The 19,207-nt window shown below is 62.6% G+C and carries 19 protein-coding genes and 1 tRNA gene; 8 read left to right on the top strand and 12 right to left on the bottom strand.

The features are described from left to right. Positions 1-13 precede the first annotated feature (13 nt). On the top strand, positions 14-856 hold the full coding sequence (locus tag R2N03_RS05205) for an outer membrane protein assembly factor BamD (RefSeq protein WP_316655859.1): 843 nt from the start codon (positions 14-16) through the stop codon (positions 854-856). Positions 857-918: 62 nt separating this feature from the next. On the opposite strand, the gene yoaA is transcribed toward R2N03_RS05205, so the two are convergent. The 3 genes from yoaA to R2N03_RS05190 all read right to left on the bottom strand — a co-directional run bounded on the left by yoaA (position 919) and on the right by R2N03_RS05190 (position 4,101). Further along, on the bottom strand, positions 919-3,030 hold the full coding sequence (gene yoaA / locus R2N03_RS05200) for a DNA repair helicase YoaA (RefSeq protein ID WP_316655857.1): 2,112 nt from the start codon (positions 3,028-3,030) through the stop codon (positions 919-921). 77 nt (positions 3,031-3,107) lie between these two features. Next, positions 3,108-3,311 (bottom strand): DUF465 domain-containing protein, encoded by a 204-nt coding sequence (locus R2N03_RS05195; RefSeq protein WP_316655854.1) that lies wholly within the window; start codon positions 3,309-3,311, stop codon positions 3,108-3,110. Between the two features lie 37 nt (positions 3,312-3,348). Next, positions 3,349-4,101 (bottom strand): hypothetical protein, encoded by a 753-nt coding sequence (locus tag R2N03_RS05190; protein WP_428984364.1) that lies wholly within the window; start codon positions 4,099-4,101, stop codon positions 3,349-3,351. Positions 4,102-4,211: 110 nt separating this feature from the next. Here R2N03_RS05190 and R2N03_RS05185 point away from each other — a divergent pair, with 110 nt between their 5' ends. Then, the gene (locus R2N03_RS05185; RefSeq protein ID WP_316655849.1) at positions 4,212-6,560 is read left to right on the top strand and encodes a Tex family protein; all 2,349 of its coding nucleotides are present in this window, start codon (positions 4,212-4,214) and stop codon (positions 6,558-6,560) included. A gap of 62 nt (positions 6,561-6,622) precedes the next feature. Here the strand turns inward: R2N03_RS05185 and R2N03_RS05180 are convergent, their stop codons facing one another. After that, positions 6,623-8,524 (bottom strand): potassium transporter Kup, encoded by a 1,902-nt coding sequence (locus R2N03_RS05180; protein ID WP_316655847.1) that lies wholly within the window; start codon positions 8,522-8,524, stop codon positions 6,623-6,625. Between the two features lie 384 nt (positions 8,525-8,908). Here R2N03_RS05180 and R2N03_RS05175 point away from each other — a divergent pair, with 384 nt between their 5' ends. Beyond that, on the top strand, positions 8,909-9,148 hold the full coding sequence (locus R2N03_RS05175; protein ID WP_316655845.1) for a hypothetical protein: 240 nt from the start codon (positions 8,909-8,911) through the stop codon (positions 9,146-9,148). A 12-nt stretch (positions 9,149-9,160) separates the two neighbouring features. On the opposite strand, the gene R2N03_RS05170 is transcribed toward R2N03_RS05175, so the two are convergent. Next, entirely contained in the window at positions 9,161-10,195 is a 1,035-nt protein-coding gene (locus R2N03_RS05170) for a quinone-dependent dihydroorotate dehydrogenase (protein ID WP_316655843.1), read from the bottom strand. Between the two features lie 229 nt (positions 10,196-10,424). Here R2N03_RS05170 and R2N03_RS05165 point away from each other — a divergent pair. The 4 genes from R2N03_RS05165 to R2N03_RS05150 all read left to right on the top strand — a co-directional run bounded on the left by R2N03_RS05165 (position 10,425) and on the right by R2N03_RS05150 (position 12,787). Further along, a tRNA-Met gene (locus tag R2N03_RS05165) sits at positions 10,425-10,501 on the top strand. A gap of 182 nt (positions 10,502-10,683) precedes the next feature. Then, positions 10,684-11,271 carry an NUDIX hydrolase gene (locus tag R2N03_RS05160; protein WP_316655841.1) on the top strand — a complete coding sequence of 196 codons (588 nt, stop codon included), beginning with the start codon at positions 10,684-10,686 and terminating at the stop codon, positions 11,269-11,271. 21 nt (positions 11,272-11,292) lie between these two features. Further along, positions 11,293-12,039, top strand: a complete 747-nt coding sequence (gene aat, locus R2N03_RS05155) for a leucyl/phenylalanyl-tRNA--protein transferase (protein ID WP_316655839.1) — start codon at positions 11,293-11,295, stop codon at positions 12,037-12,039. Beyond that, the gene (locus R2N03_RS05150; RefSeq protein WP_316655837.1) at positions 12,026-12,787 is read left to right on the top strand and encodes an arginyltransferase; all 762 of its coding nucleotides are present in this window, start codon (positions 12,026-12,028) and stop codon (positions 12,785-12,787) included. Before aat ends, R2N03_RS05150 begins: the two co-directional genes overlap by 14 nt. Before the next feature lie 3 nt (positions 12,788-12,790). Here R2N03_RS05150 and R2N03_RS05145 read toward each other — a convergent pair whose 3' ends face one another. The 5 genes from R2N03_RS05145 to R2N03_RS05125 form a co-directional block, all read right to left on the bottom strand. Next, the gene (locus R2N03_RS05145; RefSeq protein ID WP_316655835.1) at positions 12,791-12,958 is read right to left on the bottom strand and encodes a hypothetical protein; all 168 of its coding nucleotides are present in this window, start codon (positions 12,956-12,958) and stop codon (positions 12,791-12,793) included. A 14-nt stretch (positions 12,959-12,972) separates the two neighbouring features. Beyond that, positions 12,973-13,287, bottom strand: coding sequence for a TM2 domain-containing protein (locus R2N03_RS05140; protein ID WP_316655834.1), 315 nt, complete (start codon positions 13,285-13,287; stop codon positions 12,973-12,975). A gap of 69 nt (positions 13,288-13,356) precedes the next feature. Then, on the bottom strand, positions 13,357-13,638 hold the full coding sequence (locus tag R2N03_RS05135) for a hypothetical protein (RefSeq protein WP_316655832.1): 282 nt from the start codon (positions 13,636-13,638) through the stop codon (positions 13,357-13,359). Then, positions 13,635-15,044 carry a LutB/LldF family L-lactate oxidation iron-sulfur protein gene (locus R2N03_RS05130; RefSeq protein WP_316655830.1) on the bottom strand — a complete coding sequence of 470 codons (1,410 nt, stop codon included), beginning with the start codon at positions 15,042-15,044 and terminating at the stop codon, positions 13,635-13,637. Before R2N03_RS05130 ends, R2N03_RS05135 begins: the two co-directional genes overlap by 4 nt. Positions 15,045-15,074: 30 nt before the next feature. Next, positions 15,075-15,800 carry a (Fe-S)-binding protein gene (locus R2N03_RS05125; RefSeq protein ID WP_316655828.1) on the bottom strand — a complete coding sequence of 242 codons (726 nt, stop codon included), beginning with the start codon at positions 15,798-15,800 and terminating at the stop codon, positions 15,075-15,077. A 240-nt stretch (positions 15,801-16,040) separates the two neighbouring features. Between R2N03_RS05125 and R2N03_RS05120 the strand changes: the two genes are divergently transcribed. After that, the gene (locus R2N03_RS05120) at positions 16,041-16,838 is read left to right on the top strand and encodes an IclR family transcriptional regulator (RefSeq protein ID WP_316655826.1); all 798 of its coding nucleotides are present in this window, start codon (positions 16,041-16,043) and stop codon (positions 16,836-16,838) included. A 72-nt stretch (positions 16,839-16,910) separates the two neighbouring features. Here R2N03_RS05120 and pbpG read toward each other — a convergent pair whose 3' ends face one another. Continuing rightward, entirely contained in the window at positions 16,911-18,098 is a 1,188-nt protein-coding gene (gene pbpG / locus R2N03_RS05115; protein ID WP_316655824.1) for a D-alanyl-D-alanine endopeptidase, read from the bottom strand. Positions 18,099-18,494: 396 nt separating this feature from the next. Next, the gene (locus tag R2N03_RS05110) at positions 18,495-19,202 is read right to left on the bottom strand and encodes a nitroreductase (RefSeq protein ID WP_316655822.1); all 708 of its coding nucleotides are present in this window, start codon (positions 19,200-19,202) and stop codon (positions 18,495-18,497) included. Positions 19,203-19,207: the final 5 nt, after the last annotated feature.

Below are 19,207 nucleotides of genomic sequence, written 5' to 3'. Positions count from 1 at the left end.
AGAAAAGGTGCCCATGTCGGTCACGAGCATGAAGCTGGCGCGGTTTCACAAGAAAACCCGTGCACATATCGGAGCAGTGTTGGTGGCAGGCGCATGCCTGGCTATCTCGGCCTGCGGCATCCTGCCGGAACAGCAAGACGAAACGGCTGGCTGGTCGGCCAACAAATTATATTCGGAAGCGAAGGACTCGCTCGACGGCGGCGACTACGCCAAGGCCGTCAAGTACTACGAGAAGCTGGAAAGCCGCTATCCGTTCGGCCCGTACGCCCAGCAGGCTCAGATCGAAACGGCCTACGCCAACTACAAGGACGGCGAAACCGCCGCCGCGCTGGCTGCGGTCGATCGCTTCATCCAGCTTCACCCGAATCACCCCAGCGTTGATTACGCCTACTACCTCAAGGGGCTGATCAACTTCAACGACAACCTGGGCTGGCTCGGCCGCTTCTCGAACCAGGACCTGAGCGAGCGCGACCCGAAGGCGTCGCGCGCTGCCTACGATGCGTTCAAGACGCTGATCACGCGCTTCCCGAACAGCAAGTACACGCCAGACGCCACGCTGCGCATGCAGTACATCGTCAATGCGATGGCCGAGCATGAGGTGGGTGCCGCGCGTTACTACTACCGTCGGGGTGCATACCTCGCTGCGGTCAATCGCGCGCAGGACGCCATCAAAGACTACGATCGCGCCCCCGCCGTGGAAGAAGCGCTGTACATCATGATGAAGTCGTACGAGGCGCTCGGCATGAAGGACATGCGCGACGACACCGAACGGATCATCAAGCAGAACTACCCGAACAGCGATTTCCTCGCCTACGGCCAGCGCAAGAAGAGCAAGCCCTGGTACCAATGGTGGTAAGCGCGGTTTGCGTCCGTACCAAGAAAAAGCCCGGTCGATTCGCCGGGCTTTTTGTTTGCACGTCAGGTGGAAACGTCGCCTGGGGGCGGAACGTCTGGCCGAAGTGAGCGCAGGAAATCGGCGGCTGTCTCTGCCTCGCGCGTGCGCTTGAACGGCGGAAGACTCTGCCAGATCTGGCGACCATAGGATTTCTCCACCAAGCGTGGGTCGCAGATCATCAGGACGCCGCGATCGGTCTCGGAGCGGATCAGCCGGCCGGCCCCCTGCTTGAGCGTGATGACGGCATGCGGCAGCTGGTGGACGGCAAACGGGCTCAGCCCCTTCTTCTCGAGCGCCTCCATGCGCGCGCTCAGAACCGGATCATCGGGTGGTGCGAACGGCAGCTTGTCGATGACGACCAGCGACAACGCCTCGCCTCGCACATCCACGCCCTCCCAGAAGCTCTGGCTGCCGATCAGCACCGCATTGCCCAGCGCCCGGAAGCGGTCGAGCAGTTCTGTGCGGCTGGCCTGGCCCTGGACGAGCAGCGGGAAATCCCAGCCGCGCTGGGCAAACTCATCCGCCAATCTTTCTGCCGCGCGATTGACTGCGCGCAGCGTCGTGCACAGCACGAACGTCTTGCCACCAGCCGCTTCGATCATCGGCAAGGCGGTGTCGAGCACGGCATCGGTGAAGCGCGGGTCGCTCGGCTGTGGCAAGTCTCGCGGCACGAAAAGCAGGCCCTGCGATGCGTAGTCGAACGGGCTGTCCAAGGTGATTGAACGGTTGCGGTCCAGGCCGAGCTGCGCGGCGTAGTGCGTGAAGTTGCCGCGCACGGAGAGCGTCGCCGAGGTAAAGATCCAGGCGCGCGGCTGGCCCGCCCGTTGGCGCGAAAAGATTGGCGCAATCGACAGCGGCGTCAGGTGCAGTTGCACGGAATTGGCGAAAACCTCCACCCAGCGCACGCGTTCGTCAGCAGGCGCCGCGGTTTCCCCAGCCTCGCCGCCATCGTTCCTGGGCGTCTGCGACAGCTTGGGATTGGCCCATGCTTCCAGCTTCTCGCACAACGCAATGGCGCGGCGATGGCACTGCTCGATGGTCTCGGCGCGTTCGGCCTGGGCTTCGAGCGCCGCCGTGAAATCCGATAGCGCCTGCTCCAGCTTGGGCAGCACCTCGTAGAACGGCGTGGCGATGGCAGCATCGTTGTCGATCTGCTTGATCGACAGACGCGCGCCATCCTGCCGGAAGACAAGGCGCAGGTCGCGCGCCGCACGCTCGAGCGGGGCGGCAATCGCCGCCCAGTCCACCGCGTCGCGGGCGTGCGAGAGGCCCTCCGCCACACTGTCGCGTGCGAGTTCGAGAATCTGGTTGGTCGAGATGGTCTCGCCAAAGAACAACGTGGCGGTCTCGGGCAACTGATGCGCCTCGTCAAAGATGACCGTGTTGGCGGCTGGCAGCAGCTCCGCCATGCCGGTGTCCTTGAGCATCACGTCGGCGAAGAAGAGGTGGTGATTCACGACCACCACGTCGGCCTGCTGCGCCTCCTTGCGCGCGCGCATGACAAAACAGTCCTTGTAATAGGCGCAGTCCGAGCCAAGACAGTTGTCTCGGGTGGACGTGACGAGGTTCCACACCGGAGCGTTCTCGGGCACAGATGACAGCTCAGCCTTGTCGCCAGTCTTCGTGGTCTTGAGGAACAGATTGATCTGACGTAGCCACGCCGCGTCCTGCCGCGAAGACAGGCGTCCGTTCTGCGAGGTGCGTTCCAGGTGATAGTGACAGACATAGTTCGCGCGGCCCTTGAGCAACGCCACCGACACCGGCGCATTCAGCGCTTTGCGGACCGTCGGAATATCGCGCAGGAACAACTGGTCCTGCAGGTTCTTCGTCCCGGTGGAGAGGATCACCTTGCCGCCCCACAGCATCGCCGGAACGAGGTACGCATAGGTCTTGCCCGTGCCTGTGCCAGCCTCGACGATGACCGAATCGGCGGCCTCAATGGCATTGGCCACGGCCTGCGCCATCTTCAGTTGCGACAGGCGCGGGCGGTACGAATCGATACCTTTGGCCAATGTCCCGTCGTCGGCGAACAGCGTCGCCAATTCGTCGTGATGGGCATCAACCGCAGCAGCGGCAGGCGTCTCACCGGCGTCGGGTTCAGCAGACGGCTCGGCAAGCGGCAGTGGCGAAGTCAACGCAGATTCCTGGGGATGAAATGACGGAGGCCGCACATGATCGCGGCCTCTCGGGATTGGTTTGCGCTAGCCACAACCTAGGCCGGCACATCGGGCTCGAGCTGCAACTGTAGCAGGGTGATGGTGTCCTTGAGCTTGAGCCGGCGCTTCTTGAGGCGGCGCAGTTGCAACTCGTCGTGATCGACTTCCGCTGCCAGCCGATCGATCAGGAAATCGAGATCGCGGTGCTCGATCTGCAACTCGATGATGCGACGCGATAGCGTGTTCAGATCGCTGTCCATCTCGCCCTCCTCAGGAAACCCCGGCCTTGGCTGGAGTTTAGAACCCCAGCGGGCTCGTGTTGTTCTGGTTTTGCTCGTTGCGGCGCTTGGTCTGTTCTCGGCGCTCGTCCAGTTCTCGCTGGCGCTGAACTGCCTCCTGCTGCTTGTCCTGATATTGCTTGACGTTCTGAGCGCGCTTTGCCGCGTTGGCTGCACCCTGCTCTTGTGCCGCCTTCAGCTTGGCATCGTAGTCGGATTGCTTCTTGCCGTACGCCTGCGCCTTGGCGGCGCGCTGCGGCGCCTCGGCCTGACGCTGGGCCTCGTTCAGGCGTTGCTGCTCCTGCTTGTTCTCGAAATCGGCGCGGTTCTTCTGCTCGGCTGCCTCCCGCTGCGGGCGCTCGGCCTTGTACTGCGCCTCGCGGATAGCGCGGTCCTGATCGCGGCGGGCGGCACGGTCGGCGCGCTCGGCTTCGTCCAGTGCCAGTTCGCGTTCTCGGATCGTATGCAGCTCCGTACGGCGCACATCCTTGGCCTTCTCGATGCAGTGCGTCGTGAAGAACTTGTCGTAGCAGGCGCGTTCGGCCTGCGCATATCGGTACTCCGCCCACGACTTGGCGCTGTTGATGCGGTCATGCTCCGAGCCGAAGTCGGGCAGCGCACCAGGCGTGGCAACGGCAGGCGCAGCGGCCGGCTGGGACTGGCTCCATGCCGGCGCCGAGGACAGCGCGGCCAGCAACAGGAGCAGTCGAGAGGCGTAGCGCGCGGCAGCGCGGCGGCGAGCGGAAAACAGGGGCGTAGGCATGGCACGCATTTTATCACCGCCCCTGTGCGGCAAACGCCGCGCAATCGAGGATTTCAGCCCGGGAGCGGTGTTCACGTTGTGGCAAAATGCGCGGCTTTCCATCGCACTCTCTGGAAGCAATGACCGATTCCGTGCTGCAGAAGATCGTCTCCCGCATTGCCGTTGAACTGGCGGTGAAGCCGCAACAGGTTGCCGCCGCCGTACAGTTGCTGGATGAAGGCGCCACCGTGCCGTTCATCGCGCGCTACCGCAAGGAAGCAACCGGCAACCTGGACGACACACAACTGCGCAATCTGGAAGAACGCCTGTTGTACCTGCGCGAACTGGAAGACCGCCGCGCGGCCATCCTGGCGTCGATCGAAGAGCAAGGCAAGCTGACGGACGCGTTGCGCACCGCCATTCACGCCGCCGAGACCAAGCAGGTGCTGGAAGACCTCTACCTGCCATACAAGCCCAAGCGCCGCACGCGTGCCCAGATCGCGCGCGAATGTGGCCTGGAACCCCTCGCTCATGCGCTGCTGGCCGACCCGACGCTCGATCCTCAAGCTGAAGCTGCCAAATTTGTCAACGGCAAGCCGACCGCCGATGGCGGCGTCCCCGACGTCAAGGCCGCGCTGGACGGCGCGCGCGACATCCTCTCCGAACAATTTGGCGAGACGGCCGAGCTGCTGGGCAAGGTGCGTGACCACCTGTGGAACCACGGCCTGGTGTCGTCGACGGTCGTGGAAGGCAAGGAAACGGCTGAAGAAGAGAAATTCCGCGACTACTACGCTTACAGCGAGCCGATCCGAAACGTGCCGTCGCACCGCGCGCTGGCGCTGTTCCGTGGCCGCAATGCCGGCGTGCTGTTCGTCAAGCTCGGCCTAGGCGAAGAGCAGGACGCGCTGAGCCCACACCCGTGCGAAACCATGATTGCACGCCACGTCGGCATCGAGAACAAGGGCCGTCCGGCAGACAAGTGGCTGTCGGACGTGTGCCGCTGGTGCTGGCGCGTCAAGGTGCAGCCGCATATCGAGACCGAACTGCTGACGCAACTGCGTGAATCGGCCGAGGCAGAAGCGATCAAGATCTTCGGTCGCAACCTGCACGACCTCTTGCTGGCCGCACCGGCTGGCCCTAAGGCGGTGATGGGCATCGATCCCGGCATCCGCACGGGCTGCAAGGTTGCAGTGGTCGACCATACCGGCAAGCTCCTGGAAACCGCCACGATCTACCCGCATGAGCCGCGCCGCGATTGGAACGGTTCGCTTGCCACCCTCGCCCGCCTGGCCAAGCAGCACGGCGTGGCGCTCATCTCCATCGGCAACGGCACCGCAAGCCGCGAAACCGACAAGCTCGTGCAAGACCTCATGCATCAGTTGGCCAAATCGGCCCCCGAACTGAAGCTCACCAAGATCGTTGTGAGCGAGGCGGGCGCGTCGGTCTACTCGGCATCGGAACTGGCAGCCAAGGAGTTTCCGGATCTCGACGTCTCACTGCGCGGCGCTGTATCCATCGCCCGCCGTCTGCAAGATCCGCTGGCAGAACTCGTCAAGATCGACCCGAAGTCGATCGGCGTTGGGCAGTACCAGCACGACGTCAACCAGCGCGAGTTGGCCCGCGCGCTGGATGCGGTAGTTGAAGACTGCGTGAATGCCGTCGGCGTCGATGTCAACACGGCTTCTGTTCCGCTGCTGGCGCGTGTCTCTGGCTTGAACTCGATCCTCGCCAAGAACATCGTCGAATATCGGGACGCCAACGGCGCGTTCGTCAACCGCGACGCACTCAAGAAGGTCCCACGCCTGGGCGACAAGACATTCGAACAGGCGGCAGGCTTCCTGCGCATCAACGGTGGCGATAACCCGCTGGACCGCTCGTCGGTGCACCCGGAAGCCTATCCGGTGGTGCAGCGCATTCTCGACCGCATCAAGAAGGGCATCGGTGACGTGCTCGGCAACCGCGAAGCTCTGCGCGGACTCACGCCCCGCGATTTCACGGACGAGAAGTTCGGCCTGCCGACGGTGGTTGACATCCTGTCCGAGCTGGAAAAGCCCGGCCGCGATCCACGACCCGAGTTCAAGACGGCGACGTTCCAGGACGGCGTCGAAAGCATCAAGGATCTTCAGCCTGGCATGGTGCTCGAAGGCGTGGTGACCAACGTAGCCGCCTTCGGCGCGTTCATCGACATCGGCGTGCATCAGGACGGGCTGGTGCACGTCTCGGCGCTGTCGACCAAGTTCGTGCGCGACCCGCACGAGGTCGTCAAGCCCGGCCAGATCGTGAAGGTCAAGGTGATGGAGGTGGACGTCAAGCGTAACCGCATCGGCCTGACGATGCGCCTGTCGGATGAGCCCGGCCATGCGCCCGCCCGTGCGGCTGGCGCAGGGGAGCGCCAGGGCCAGGGCGGTCATCGCCAAGGTGGCCAGCAGCGCCGCGAGGTGGAGCCGGCGGGGGCCATGGCCGCAGCGTTCGCCAAGCTCAAGCGCTGAACGGACGCAAAAAACAAAAAGCCCGCCAGGACATCGGCGGGCTTTTTGTTGGTGCAAGCTTGTCAGATTTCGACCTTGGTGCCCAGCTCGACCACGCGGTTGGCGGGGATATGGAAGAAGTCCGACGGCTTGGCGCCGTTCTGATGCATCCACGCAAACAGGCGCTCGCGCCACATCGACATGCCGGGCAGCTTGGACGGCACGACCGATTCCCGGGCGATGAAGAAAGACGTATCCATCAGTTCACAGCGCGTGCCGATCTGCGGCTGACTGAGTTCAAGGACGCGGTACACGTCGGGGGTTTCCTTGAAACCGTATTCGGCCTTGACGACGTAGATGCCGCTCCCGAGATCACGCACGTTGACGCGCCGCTTGTCGTCCACGTAGGGAATGTCGCGCGTGACGAAGCTGATGAAGATCACCCGCTCGTGCAGCACGCGGTTGTGCTTGAGGTTGTGCAGCAAAGATACCGGTACGTATTCGGTATTGCCGGTCAGGAATACGGCTGTCCCTTCCACGCGATGCGGCGGATGCGCCAACAGCCCGGCCAGGAAAGGCTCGAGTGGAATCCCGTCTTCCAGGCTGCGTGCACGCACCAGCTTCTTGCCCTTGTACCAGGTCATCAAAAGGAAGAACACGAAGCCGCCCAGTGTCAGCGGGAACCATCCGCCGTCGCGGATCTTCAGCAGGTTTGCCGAGAAGAAGGCCATGTCGACCACGAGGAAGCCCAGGCTCACCAAGGTGACCAGCGCCGGATGCCAGCGCCACACCGAGCGCATGACCACCGCCGCCAGCACGGTCGTGATGACCATCGTGGTCGTCACAGCAATGCCGTAGGCTGCGGCCAGGTTGTCGGACTTCTTGAACGCCAGGACCACGCCGATCACCAGGATCAACAGCATCCAGTTCACGACCGGCACGTAGATCTGGCCGATCTCCGCCTCCGATGTGTAGCGGATCCGCATGCGCGGCACGAAACCCAGCTGGATGGCCTGGCTCGTCAACGAGAAGGCGCCCGAAATGACAGCCTGCGAGGCGATCACGGTGGCGGCTGCGGCCAGCACCACCATCGGTAATTGCAGCGCTTCCGGGACGGAGCGATAGAACGGGTTTTCGATGGTGCTGGGGTCGGTCAGCAACATTGCGCCTTGCCCGAAGTAATTGAGCAACAGACTTGGCGCCACGATGAAGAACCATGCCCAGCGAATCGGGCGGGCGCCGAAATGCCCCATGTCCGCGTACAGCGCCTCGGCCCCTGTCAGCACCAGAAAGACCGAGCCCAGCACGATGAACGCCTGTAGCGCATGGTCATGCAGAAACGAAATCGCGTACGCCGGGTTGACGGCCGCCAGGATCTGCGGCGCCTTCGCCAAGTTCATCAGTCCGAGTGCCGCCAGCGCGGCGAACCACAGCAGCATCACGGGCCCGAACAGCTTGCCGACCACCGATGTCCCGCCGCGCTGAATGAGGAAGAGCGCCGCCAGGATCACCAGCGTGATCGGCAGCACAAACGGTGTCAGTGCCGGCGCAGCGATCTCCAGCCCCTCCATGGCAGACAGCACCGAGATGGCCGGCGTGATGACTGCATCGCCGTAGAACATGCAGGCGCCAAACACGCCAAGCATCATCAATACCGACATACGCTTGGAACGCGCATTTGCGGTGCGCAACGACAATGCCATCAGCGCCAGGATGCCGCCTTCGCCATTGTTGTCCGCACGCATGACGAACAGCACGTACTTGAGCGACACCACGATCACCATCGCCCAGAACAGCATCGAGATGATGCCGAGCACGGCAGCGCTGGAAAATGGAATGCCGTGATCGGGACTGAAGCACTCCTTGAGCGAGTACAACGGGCTGGTGCCGATATCACCGAACACCACACCCACGGCACCGATGACAAGGGCGCGCAGATTCACACTGCTGTGGGGAGACCCTGTTGCTGTGAGAGCTTGACTCATGAACTTGGAAAGCAGCCGAACGACCGGCCACTCAAAATAGTGCAATGCACAATGAGGGCGGATTGTACTCTCGGCTTTTCGCACGCCAACCCCTCACGCAGACATTCGTTGCCTCGCCGCATCAGCGCAAGTTCCCCCTTGCATCCGACGCTGCAGACAAGCACAGGCGCGGCCCTCGAACAAACGACCGTTTCATACCTGAAGTACCCCCCAACGCCCGGTCTTCGATAACCCTTATTGAGGATGAGAGCCCCACGCCACTCGGTCAAAAGTGGGACATGCGCCGACATGACTTTGTAGGAGAATTTCCGACAAAGCCGAATTGCGAATGCTGGTCGCGCACCGCCTTGACGGAGCGCTACGATTCTTCACCAAGGACAGGTATTGTCGAATTCCCCCATTCTCGCCTGGGCACGCGCTCGCGCCCCGTTGGCCGCACTGGTTGTGCTGCTCACGGTGGCTGGGGTGTTGCTGGCCATCCCGCGGGTCATCTTGCCTTGGGCACAATCGGCGTTCGCGCAACGCCTCGATCCGGCAGTGTGGGCCGACTATGCCGGCCCGTTTGACTTGGCTGCTGCCGTGGTGGCCGTCAGCGCCATCATCATCTATTTGATCCGGCGCTGACACGGAGACAGTTCAACGCTCCAGCGCGCGAGCGCATTCCGCAACCAGCGCCGGACCACGGTAGATCAAGCCGGTATAGAGCTGCACCAGCCGCGCACCGGCGTCAATCTTCTCGCGCGCATGCTCGCCAGCCAGAATGCCGCCCACACCGATAATTGGTACGGCGTCACCCAGCAACCCATATAGAGCGCGGATCACTCGGGTCGAGCCCTCGCGCACCGGCTGCCCGGACAGCCCACCCGCCTCCTCCGCGTGCGGCAGCCCCGCGACCGCTTCACGGCGGATCGTCGTATTGGTGGCAATCACGCCGTCCATCTTGTGACGCAGCAAGGCATCGCCAATGTTCGCGATCTGGTCATCGTCCAGATCCGGCGCAATCTTCAGCACCACCGGCACATAGCGCTTGTGCTGGTCCGCCAGTCGAAACTGCGCATCGCGCAGCGTGCCAAGCAGGCTGTCGAGTTCGCTTGCGCCCTGAAGCTGCCGCAGATTCTTGGTGTTCGGCGATGAAATGTTCACCGTCACGTAGCTCGCGTGCGGATAGACGCGCTCCAGACAGTACAGATAGTCGTCGACGGCGCGCTCAATCGGGGTGTCAGCGTTCTTGCCAATGTTCAGGCCCAACACACCGCCGGCTGCGCGCCACTTCGACGCCTTCACGTTTGCGATGAAGGCGTCGACGCCGCCATTATTGAAGCCCATCCGGTTGATCAGCGCGTTCGCCGCCGGCAGCCGGAACATGCGCGGACGCGGATTCCCCGGCTGCGCACGCGGCGTGACGGTGCCCACCTCGATAAAGCCGAAGCCCAGCGCACCCAGCGCGTCGATGTACGCCCCATCCTTGTCCAACCCCGCCGCCAGGCCAACCGGATTCGGAAACGTCACCCCCATCACCGTGCGCGGCTGCGCAGCGACGCGCGCGCCGATGCAGCCCGACAGCCCCATCGAGTGCGCCCGCTTGAGCTGGTTCAGCGTGAAGTGATGCGCGTCTTCGGGGTCCATCGAAAACAGCAGGGGGCGGACAAGCGGATACAGAGCGTTGAGCACGATCAGAGATGAGAGAGGAAGGCCAAAGGCCGCATTGTAAACGGCGCATGCGTCGCCATGCATCGTGGGCGCCGCATACCAATTCCAACAAGCGGAATGTGTCGCAGAGTCAGGTAAATCCAATGTTTGCGGGCACACTGCGCCCGCCTCTGGCCGCTTCTATTGGCATGCCGCACAAAAAGGTGTTGCATTGCCGCATGGCTTCCGTTATAGTCTTCTCTTCGACGGACGCGGGGTGGAGCAGTCTGGCAGCTCGTCGGGCTCATAACCCGAAGGTCGCAGGTTCAAATCCTGCCCCCGCAACCAACAAAGTCGAACGGCTCGCTCCAAGACCTGAGCCGATCCAGCAAAGCCCGCCAGCCAGCGGGCTTTTTGCTTTTCCGCGCGCGCAGTCAACCCGCGCGCACCGTCGATATCCCGGCCCGCACGGGATCAAACCTGCTCGGTGATACACTGAGATATTCCATCTGCCTGAGTCCTCGGCCCCTATGAAATTCTGTTCCAACTGCGGCCAGCCTGTCGTCTCGCGCATTCCCGCCGGCGACAACCGGCCGCGCGCCGTTTGTGACCACTGCAATACGATTCACTATGTGAATCCGCGCAACGTAGTGGGCACGGTGCCCGTTTGGAACGATCAGATTCTCTTGTGCAAGCGCGCCATTGAACCGCGCTACGGCTTCTGGACCCTGCCGGCCGGCTTCATGGAAATCGGCGAGACCACTGCAGAGGCCGCCTCGCGCGAAACGCTGGAAGAAGCCGGTGCGCGCATCGAAATCGGTGAGCTCTATTCAGTGCTCAACGTACCGCACGTGCATCAGGTGCATTTGTTTTATCTAGCCAAGCTCAACGATCTGGATTTCGCACCTGGTGAGGAAAGCCTGGAGGTCGGCTTGTTCAACGAAGCCGATATTCCTTGGGATGACCTTGCCTTTCCGACTGTCATCCATACGCTGCGCTGCTTCTTTGCCGACCGCGCGGCGGGCCGCCTGACCGATGGCAGCTTCCGCCTCCACACGCTGGACATTTACAAGCCGATGCGATCGAGCACGGCCGACACAGCAACCATCACGTCGTAATCCCGCCCGGGTTTTCGCACCATGATCGCCTGGCTGGATCCGCATGATCCCTTTCCGCCGGTCGATCAAGCTCTGGGATCGGACTCCGAAGCACCCGGTCTGCTGGCGGCGAGCGCGGAACTCTCTCCACAACGGCTGTTGATCGCATATCGGCAAGGTATCTTTCCTTGGTATGCGCAAGGACAGCCCGTGCTGTGGTGGAGCACGGATCCGCGCATGGTCTTGCGCCCGGAACGTTTTCGCGTGTCGACGACCTTTCGCAAGACACTGCGGCGCGTGCTCGATCACCCAACGTGGGAAATCCGCATCGACCATGGCTTCCGCGAAACGATGATCGCCTGTGCCAGTACCGCTCGCCCCGGCCAGCACGGCACGTGGATCACCGAGGAAGTCATACAGGCCTACACCGCCCTGCACCGCCGCGGCTACGCTCACAGTGTCGAGACCTGGTACGCCGGGCAGCGCGTGGGCGGCCTGTACGGCGTCGCGCTAGGCCGCATGTTCTACGGCGAATCGATGTTTGCGCACCGCACGGATGCATCCAAGATCGCTTTGGCCGCCCTATGCGCCTTCCTCGGCAACCACGGCGTTGCGATGATAGACTGCCAGCAGGAAACCGAGCATCTGGCGTCGTTAGGCGGAGCCCCGATGCCGCGCGCTGCTTTCCTCGCCCATGTGCGCGAGGCAACCAACGCGCCGGCCGTCACGCCCTGGCACTTCGACAAGTCGGTGCTCCGCCGGTGGACCGTGCGCAATGAGCAAGCTTAAGGAACTCCCCCTCTCGGCATTGCAGTTCTATGCCACCGCGCCTTACGCATGCAGCTATCTCGATGGCCGCCTGGCGCGTTCGCAGGTCGCCACGCCGGCGCACCTCATCAACGCAGACGTCTACTCGAAACTCGTCCGCGCCGGCTTCCGGCGCAGCGGTATCTTCACCTACCGGCCGCATTGCGATGATTGCCATGCATGCACGCCATGCCGTGTGGTTGTCGACGAGTTTTCTCCGTCGCGCGCGCAACGTCGCGCAGCCGAGCGGCATCAGTTGCTCGAGGCACTCGTCGCTCCGCTCACCTATGTCGAAGAGCATTACCAGCTCTACCTGCTCTACCAATCGGTCCGGCACGCCGGCGGCGGCATGGACCACGACAGCCGCGACCAGTACGAGCAGTTCCTGCTGCAAAGCCGCGTGAATTCGCGCCTGGTGGAATTTCGCGAGCCGCCAGAATCACCGTCGGCCGGCAAGCTGCGCATGGTGAGCATGATCGACGTGCTGGAGGACGGTCTCTCTTCCGTCTACACGTTCTACGATCCGACCGAGCAGAAAGCGAGCTACGGAACGTACAACGTGCTGTGGCAGATCGCACAGGCGCAGGCCCTGGATCTGCCATACATCTACCTTGGCTATTGGATAGCGCAGAGCCGCAAGATGGCCTACAAGGCGCTGTTCCAGCCGCTGGAGCTGCTGGTCAATGGAGAGTGGCGGCGATTCGAAGACGTAGCACCAACCGGCCAGTAATTGTCAGCGCGAGGTGCGCTCGATGCCCGCGTCGACAACCCCGTAGGCGGTCACACCGGAACTCTGGCTGTACTGTTCGCGCGAAGTGCTGCACCCCGCCAGCAGGGCACCGAGGCAAGCCACCCTTGCCGCCGCGAGCGCAATGCGCTTCCACCAAACGGTTCGCTTCATGAGATCACCTCGCTTCAGGTGGCAGCCGACAGCCGCTCGGCCAGGACCGTGTTGTACGCGCGGACCATCCCGGGAATCAGGAACATATCCACCAGCACCCACAGCCCGCCAATCACGGCGAGCACCCAGCCTGCCGTGTTGCCCATGTCGCGGAAGGCGAGCCACGTGCCACCGATGTTGGCGACAGCCTGCGCCACACCGCTGCCCGGGCGTTTCAGATAAAAACGGTGCACCCCCAGAAAGCCCAGCAGGAACCACCAGAGATAGGCGACACCCGAGCTTTTCTTCTGGGCGTCGTACAGCATGATTTCGCGGGCAGTTTGGTTCATGGAATCGGCGGACACAGGAATCACGAGTCAGACACTAGCACGCATCGTGCGTTCCATGTCGCCCAAGGATTACATGCTGGCCAGCTTGGCTTCCGCCTTGTCAGTCCACAGCCGCATTTCAGCCAGCAACGACGCCGGCGAGAATGAACAGCTTTCCTCGCCAAACGACACCGCCATGTCCAGACGCTGGAGCAGTGACCGGCGGACCTGATCGTACGCCGGCGGCAGCGCAGCCAACGGCTCCAGCGTGGCCTCGTCACGCCACAGCTTGAGCAAGCGCGGCAGGTCGGGCGAACGGGCGTGACGATCAAGCCCATCACGCAGTGTCTGGAGGGATTCCGCGGTCGTCATGCTCGCGCCTTCTTCTCGCGATAAAGCTCGCGGAACGTCTTGCCTGCGGGCGCCGGCATGTCGCGCGTATCCGTCCAGCCCTTGCCGACGGGCAACGCGTGAATCAGCTTCTTGTCGCCCCCCATCCAGCGCAGCACGCGCGCTGCGACCCACGTCCCGGCCGAATAGAGCGCCGGACGACGCGCCACGAACCCCCAGACGCGCAGCCCGAAGCGCTCGGACTGCGGACGCAGCTCTCGCTCCATCTGCTTCTCGCGCAACGTGCGGAGCAGGTCCGACAGCGGAATCGAAGCCGGGCAGACGCGATTACATTCTCCGCACAGAGTGGCGGCCTGCGGCAAGTCCAGCGCATTCGACAGTCCGACGTAGCTCGGCGTCAGTACGCTGCCCATCGGCCCGGGATAGACCCAGCCGTATGCATGGCCGCCGATCTTCTGATAGACGGGGCAGTGATTCATGCACGCGCCGCAGCGGATACAACGCAGCATTTCCTGGAACTCGCCGCCGATCAGACCACTGCGGCCTCCGTCGACGATGACGAAGTACATGTGCTCGGGGCCGTCCTTCTCACCTTCCGCGCGGGGACCCGTCAGCAGCGAGAAGTAGTTCGAGATCGCCTGCCCCGTGGCAGAGCGCGGCAGCAAGCGCATCACGGTCGCCAAATCTTCAAGCGTCGGCAGCACCTTCTCGATGCCCGTCACCGCGACGTGCACGCGCGGCATGATCGTGCACATGCCTTCGTTGCCCTCGTTGGTGACAATCGCCACCGAGCCCGTCTCGGCAATGATGAAGTTGCCGCCCGTCACGCCCATGTCGGCGGAGAGGAATTCCGGACGCAGCACTTCGCGCGCCTCGCGCGTCATCTGCGGAATGTCGGTCAGGCGCGGCTTGTTGTGCGTCTTGGCGAAGAGATCGGCGATCTCTTCCTTATCCTTGTGCACCACCGGCGCAATGATGTGCGACGGCGGCTCGCTGTCGTTGATCTGGAGGATGTACTCGCCCAGATCGGTCTCGATGCTCTGCACGCCCATCTCGCCGAGCACCTGGTTCAGGCGCATCTCCTCGGTCACCATCGACTTGCTCTTGATGACCTTCTTCACGTCATGTTTGCGGGCGATTTCGGCAACCAGGCGAGCCGCGTCGGCTGTGGTTTCGGCGAAGAGCACCTTCGCTCCACGGCGCATCGCTTCCGCTTCGAAGGTGGCCAGCCAGACGTCAAGATTCTCAAGGGCGCGATTGCGACGGTCCTTGAGCGCTTCCCGCGTGGCAGGAAAATCGATCTCCTGGATGGCCGCCGCCCGCGCAGTGACGAACTTCGTCGAGAGCTTGGTGAGGTTTTGCTGCAGGCGCTTGTCGGCGAGTTTCTGCCCCGCGCGCGCCTTGAATTCCATGCTGCGGACTTGCATGTGATTGCGTCTCCGTGGTGTTCCTGACGCTTACGCGTCACCAGCCAAGACTTGCGCGATATGCAGCACGCGCGTGTGGGTGTCGCCGGTTCGGCGCAGGCGGCCTTCGATGTTGAGCATGCAGCCTACGTCGCCAAGCACCACGGCGTCGGCGCCGCTGGCCTTGATGTTGGCGCATTTCTCGTCGGCGATGGCGGTCGAGATGTCGCCATACTTGATCGAAAACGTGCCGCCAAAACCGCAGCAGGCTTCGCATGCGGCCATTTCGGTCAACTGCACACCCGGCAACTTGCCCAGCAATTCGCGAGGCTGCGTCTTCACGCCCAACTCCCGCAACCCGGCGCAGGAGTCGTGATACGTCACGTGTCCTTTGAATTCGGAATCAAGCGCTTCGATACGCGCCACATTGACCAGGAAATCGGTGAGTTCGTGCACGCGCGGCGCAAGGCGCTCATAGCGGCCGGCAAGCTCCGGATCATCGCGGAACAGATCGGCGTAATGCTTGCGAATCATGCCGCCGCATGAGCCAGATGGAATGACCACGTAGTCGAATTGCTCGAACTCTTTCAGCGTCTTTTCCGCAAGGTCACGCGCCAGGGGGCGGTCGCCTGAGTTGTAGGCAGGCTGACCACAGCATGTCTGGGCAGGCGGCACGACCACCTCGTAACCGGCCTTTTCCAGCAGCTTGAGCACCGAAAACCCGATGTCGGGCCGCATCAGATCAACCAGGCAAGTGACGAACAGACCTACGCGCATGGGGAGTCTCGTGTGTTCTTCGGGAAGCCGCCATTATGCTCCCGATGCCCGGCCAGCCCGGCTTTCCACGCACAGAACTTCTTCATGCCGGTGATGAGTGCGCTTCACGAGACCAACGCGAACACAATGGTGTGTTGCGTGAACTTACCCTCAAAAATACCCGGAATCATGCATCGAGAGGGTGCGCATTTTCACATCGTGGGATAGAATTTTGCATCGCATTCGCAACTCACGGTACCCATGGCAGAAGCAGACAAGGACCCTGGCAAGACGTCAATCCAGGTCATCGAACGCATGATGATGCTGCTCGACGCGCTGGCCGATCATGCCGATCCAGTCAGCCTGAAAGCGCTGTCGGCCAGCACTGGCCTGCATCCCTCCACCGCGCATCGCATCTTGAACGACATGGTGGCGTGCCGCTTTGTCGATCGCTCGGACCCTGGCAGCTACCGCCTCGGCATGCGTCTGCTTGAGCTCGGTAACCTCGTCAAAGCCCGGCTGTCGGTGCGCGAAGCCGCGCTTGCACCGATGCGCGCCCTGCACCGGCTCACCGGCCAGACGGTTAATCTCTCGGTGCGCCAAGGGGACGAGATTGTCTACATTGAACGCGCATACTCGGAGCGCTCGGGCATGCAGGTCGTTCGCGCCATCGGAGGCCGGGCGCCGCTGCATCTGACTTCAGTTGGAAAGCTGTTTCTCGCCGCCGACGAAATCGGCCGAGTGAGGGCCTATGCGACGCGCACCGGTCTTTCCGGCCACACCCGCACGTCGATCACCGATCTGCCCAAGCTCGAACGCGAACTAAATTGGGTGCGTACCAACGGTTACGCGCGCGACAACGAAGAGCTGGAACTTGGCGTGCGCTGCATCGCTGCTGGCATTTATGACGACTCGCGCCGGCTGGTAGCTGGTCTGTCGCTGTCCGCGCCCGCAGACCGGCTGCAGGATAGCTGGCTCGACAACCTCAAGGACACCGCCCTGCAGATCTCCAAGGGCATGGGATACACCTTGGAGGAAGAGCCGGCTCGAGCTGAATGACCCTGGGGGCACAGCCAACAAAAAAGCGCGTTCGATGACGCGCTTTTTTGTTGGCAGAGCGTGTGCTGTGGCTCAGGCCCCGGGCTGCTCCGAAGCCAGAACGGTCGCCGGCCGATTCGTGACCGGCACGTTACGCAGCGGCGCCGCTGCCTGCGTCGCTGCCTCGATATGCGGATTATGTTCCAGCCAGTTGCGCACGCGCGTGGCATCGGCAAAGCGCGTCAGGTTACCCGCCGAATCGAGGAACACCATCACCACATTGCGACCGTGTACGTTGGCCTGCATCACCAGGCAGCGCCCGGCCTCGTTGATGAAGCCGGTCTTCTGCAGACCAATGTCCCACTCGCCACCCCGCACCAGGCGGTTGGTATTGACGTAATGGAGGGTGCGACCGTTCGCGTTGACGGTGTGCTCGGGGGTAGTCGTGAACTGACGGATGATGGGCACCTTGTAGGCAGCCATCACGATTTTGGCGAGATCCTGCGCGCTCGAGACATTGCTGCTGGACAGGCCGTTCGAATCGACATAGTGCGTGTCATTCATGCCCAGCTCGCGCGCCTTGCGGTTCATGGCAGCCACGAATGCCGGGCGACCGCCCGGGTAGTTACGGCCAAGTGCGGAAGCCGCCCGGTTTTCCGAGGACATCAGGGCCAGCAGGAGCAGGTCTTCACGCGTGAGCATCGTGCCATAACGCAGGCGCGATCCGGTGTTGCGTTCGTAATCGCGATCGTCCTCGGTGATCTCGAGCAGCTCGTCCATCGGCTGATGCGCATCGGTCACGACCAGCGCAGTCATCAGCTTGGTGATCGAAGCGATCGGCAGCACGGCCGATGAATTTTTCTGGAACAGCACTTCACCGGTGTTCTGATCCATCACCAGCGCGACAGAGGAACGCAATGCCAACGCATCCGGCGTGGACCTCAGGCCCATGGCCTCACCGAGGGTCGGGGCAGCCGGCACGAACGACGCGCGCACTGGCCGCGCTCCGCGCTCGACCATGATGACCCGGCGCTTGCCTTTTACGATGACGACCTTGCGGACCTTGGCGGACGCAGCCGAATCGGTACTCGCAGCGGCAACCTTGGCGCTGGCCTTACGGCTGCTGACGGTCTTGCCTTTCGTCTTCGCGGTCTTGGACGCGGTGGATTTCTTGGTGGAAGTCGCCGCGTGGGCGGTGGCGACGGAAGCGGCAGCGAGCGCGACCGTCATCAGCGAAACGAGACCGAAACGCCGAAAAAATGAGGAAACAGACCGTGACATGATTCGATCACCCGCGCGTGAGATGGCGCAAGTGTAGGTAAAAACAAAATTCTTAGCAAGATGAAGGACTTAGCTCACAGCCTTAAAGTTCGACCTATAGAGCCTTATCATTCGGTCATCATTTCGACGCCGCGCACATCTCGGACACGATGAAACGCCCGACAAAAGTTATTTATGCATCACATAACCGCAGCACAGAGCAGGCTGCCTGTAACAGCCAACTAGCGTCGTCGCAGCCGCACTGCCATCGGCGCCAAACGCACCGGCGCAGATGCGAGCCACATGGCGCAGTCTAACGGTCCATCGGCCCGCTCTGTTGACACAATTCGACCTCTTTTCCGCGGTAATTCTGGCTTTGCGCGAGGAAGTGCGCGATTCGCTGCGTAATCGCGACACTCAGTCGAGAAACCGGGTGAAGTCGGAGACGGGCGCACGTTCGGTCACCAGCGTGTTCTCGACCGCGGCAGGATCCGCATAGCCCATCGACATGCCGCACACGACCATTTCCTCGTCCGGCAGCGCGAGCTGTTCCTTGATGACGCGATGAAACTGGGTGAACGCAGCCTGGGGGCAGGTATCCAGACCACGCGCCCGCGCTGCCACCATCAGGGCTTCGAGGAACATACCGTAATCGAGCCAGCTGCCCTGCTCCATCACGCGATCAATCGTGAAAATGAGTCCGGCTGGTGCGTCGAAAAAGCGAAAGTTGCGAGCGTGCTGCGCGCGCATGCGCTCCTTCTCGGTCCGGCCAATGCCAAGCAGGCCATAAAGATCCCAGCCGACTTTGCGACGTCGGCTCTGATAGGGATCGACCCATGCCCGCGGGTAGTACGGATATTCCTCGCGATGCAGGGTATCGGCCTCCGGATGGTCATACGCAGCCAGCACGGAGTCCGACAGGCGCGCCTTCGATTCCCCCGTCAGGACGTAGACCTTCCACGGCTGGGTATTGCTGCCTGACGGCGCATGCCGCGCCACGTCCAAGACCGCCTCGATATCCTCGCGCGCCACAGGCTGCGGCAGGAACGCGCGAACGGAGCGACGAGAAGTAATGGCCCGGTCGACAAGCGCGATGTCGGCGGGACTGGGATGTCGGTCTTTCATGGCAA

This window comes from Ralstonia condita (genome assembly GCF_958405655.1).
In the GTDB taxonomy this organism is placed as follows: domain Bacteria; phylum Pseudomonadota; class Gammaproteobacteria; order Burkholderiales; family Burkholderiaceae; genus Ralstonia; species Ralstonia condita.
The sequence above is the reverse complement of the archived record's forward strand: the minus strand, read 5'-3'. Positions and strand labels throughout refer to the sequence as shown.

Excerpts from the sequence above, each read along its gene's own strand:
- R2N03_RS05205 (WP_316655859.1), top strand. The coding sequence starts at position 14 with ATGTCGGTCACGAGCATGAAGCTGGCGCGGTTTCACAAGAAAACCCGT.
- R2N03_RS05195 (WP_316655854.1), bottom strand. The coding sequence starts at position 3,311 with ATGGACAGCGATCTGAACACGCTATCGCGTCGCATCATCGAGTTGCAG.
- R2N03_RS05190 (WP_428984364.1), bottom strand. The coding sequence starts at position 4,101 with ATGCGTGCCATGCCTACGCCCCTGTTTTCCGCTCGCCGCCGCGCTGCC.
- R2N03_RS05185 (WP_316655849.1), top strand. The coding sequence starts at position 4,212 with ATGACCGATTCCGTGCTGCAGAAGATCGTCTCCCGCATTGCCGTTGAA.
- R2N03_RS05180 (WP_316655847.1), bottom strand. The coding sequence starts at position 8,524 with ATGAGTCAAGCTCTCACAGCAACAGGGTCTCCCCACAGCAGTGTGAAT.
- R2N03_RS05160 (WP_316655841.1), top strand. The coding sequence starts at position 10,684 with ATGAAATTCTGTTCCAACTGCGGCCAGCCTGTCGTCTCGCGCATTCCC.
- aat (WP_316655839.1), top strand. The coding sequence starts at position 11,293 with ATGATCGCCTGGCTGGATCCGCATGATCCCTTTCCGCCGGTCGATCAA.
- R2N03_RS05150 (WP_316655837.1), top strand. The coding sequence starts at position 12,026 with ATGAGCAAGCTTAAGGAACTCCCCCTCTCGGCATTGCAGTTCTATGCC.
- R2N03_RS05145 (WP_316655835.1), bottom strand. The coding sequence starts at position 12,958 with ATGAAGCGAACCGTTTGGTGGAAGCGCATTGCGCTCGCGGCGGCAAGG.
- R2N03_RS05140 (WP_316655834.1), bottom strand. The coding sequence starts at position 13,287 with ATGAACCAAACTGCCCGCGAAATCATGCTGTACGACGCCCAGAAGAAA.
- R2N03_RS05135 (WP_316655832.1), bottom strand. The coding sequence starts at position 13,638 with ATGACGACCGCGGAATCCCTCCAGACACTGCGTGATGGGCTTGATCGT.
- R2N03_RS05130 (WP_316655830.1), bottom strand. The coding sequence starts at position 15,044 with ATGCAAGTCCGCAGCATGGAATTCAAGGCGCGCGCGGGGCAGAAACTC.
- R2N03_RS05125 (WP_316655828.1), bottom strand. The coding sequence starts at position 15,800 with ATGCGCGTAGGTCTGTTCGTCACTTGCCTGGTTGATCTGATGCGGCCC.
- R2N03_RS05120 (WP_316655826.1), top strand. The coding sequence starts at position 16,041 with ATGGCAGAAGCAGACAAGGACCCTGGCAAGACGTCAATCCAGGTCATC.
- pbpG (WP_316655824.1), bottom strand. The coding sequence starts at position 18,098 with ATGTCACGGTCTGTTTCCTCATTTTTTCGGCGTTTCGGTCTCGTTTCG.
- R2N03_RS05110 (WP_316655822.1), bottom strand. The coding sequence starts at position 19,202 with ATGAAAGACCGACATCCCAGTCCCGCCGACATCGCGCTTGTCGACCGG.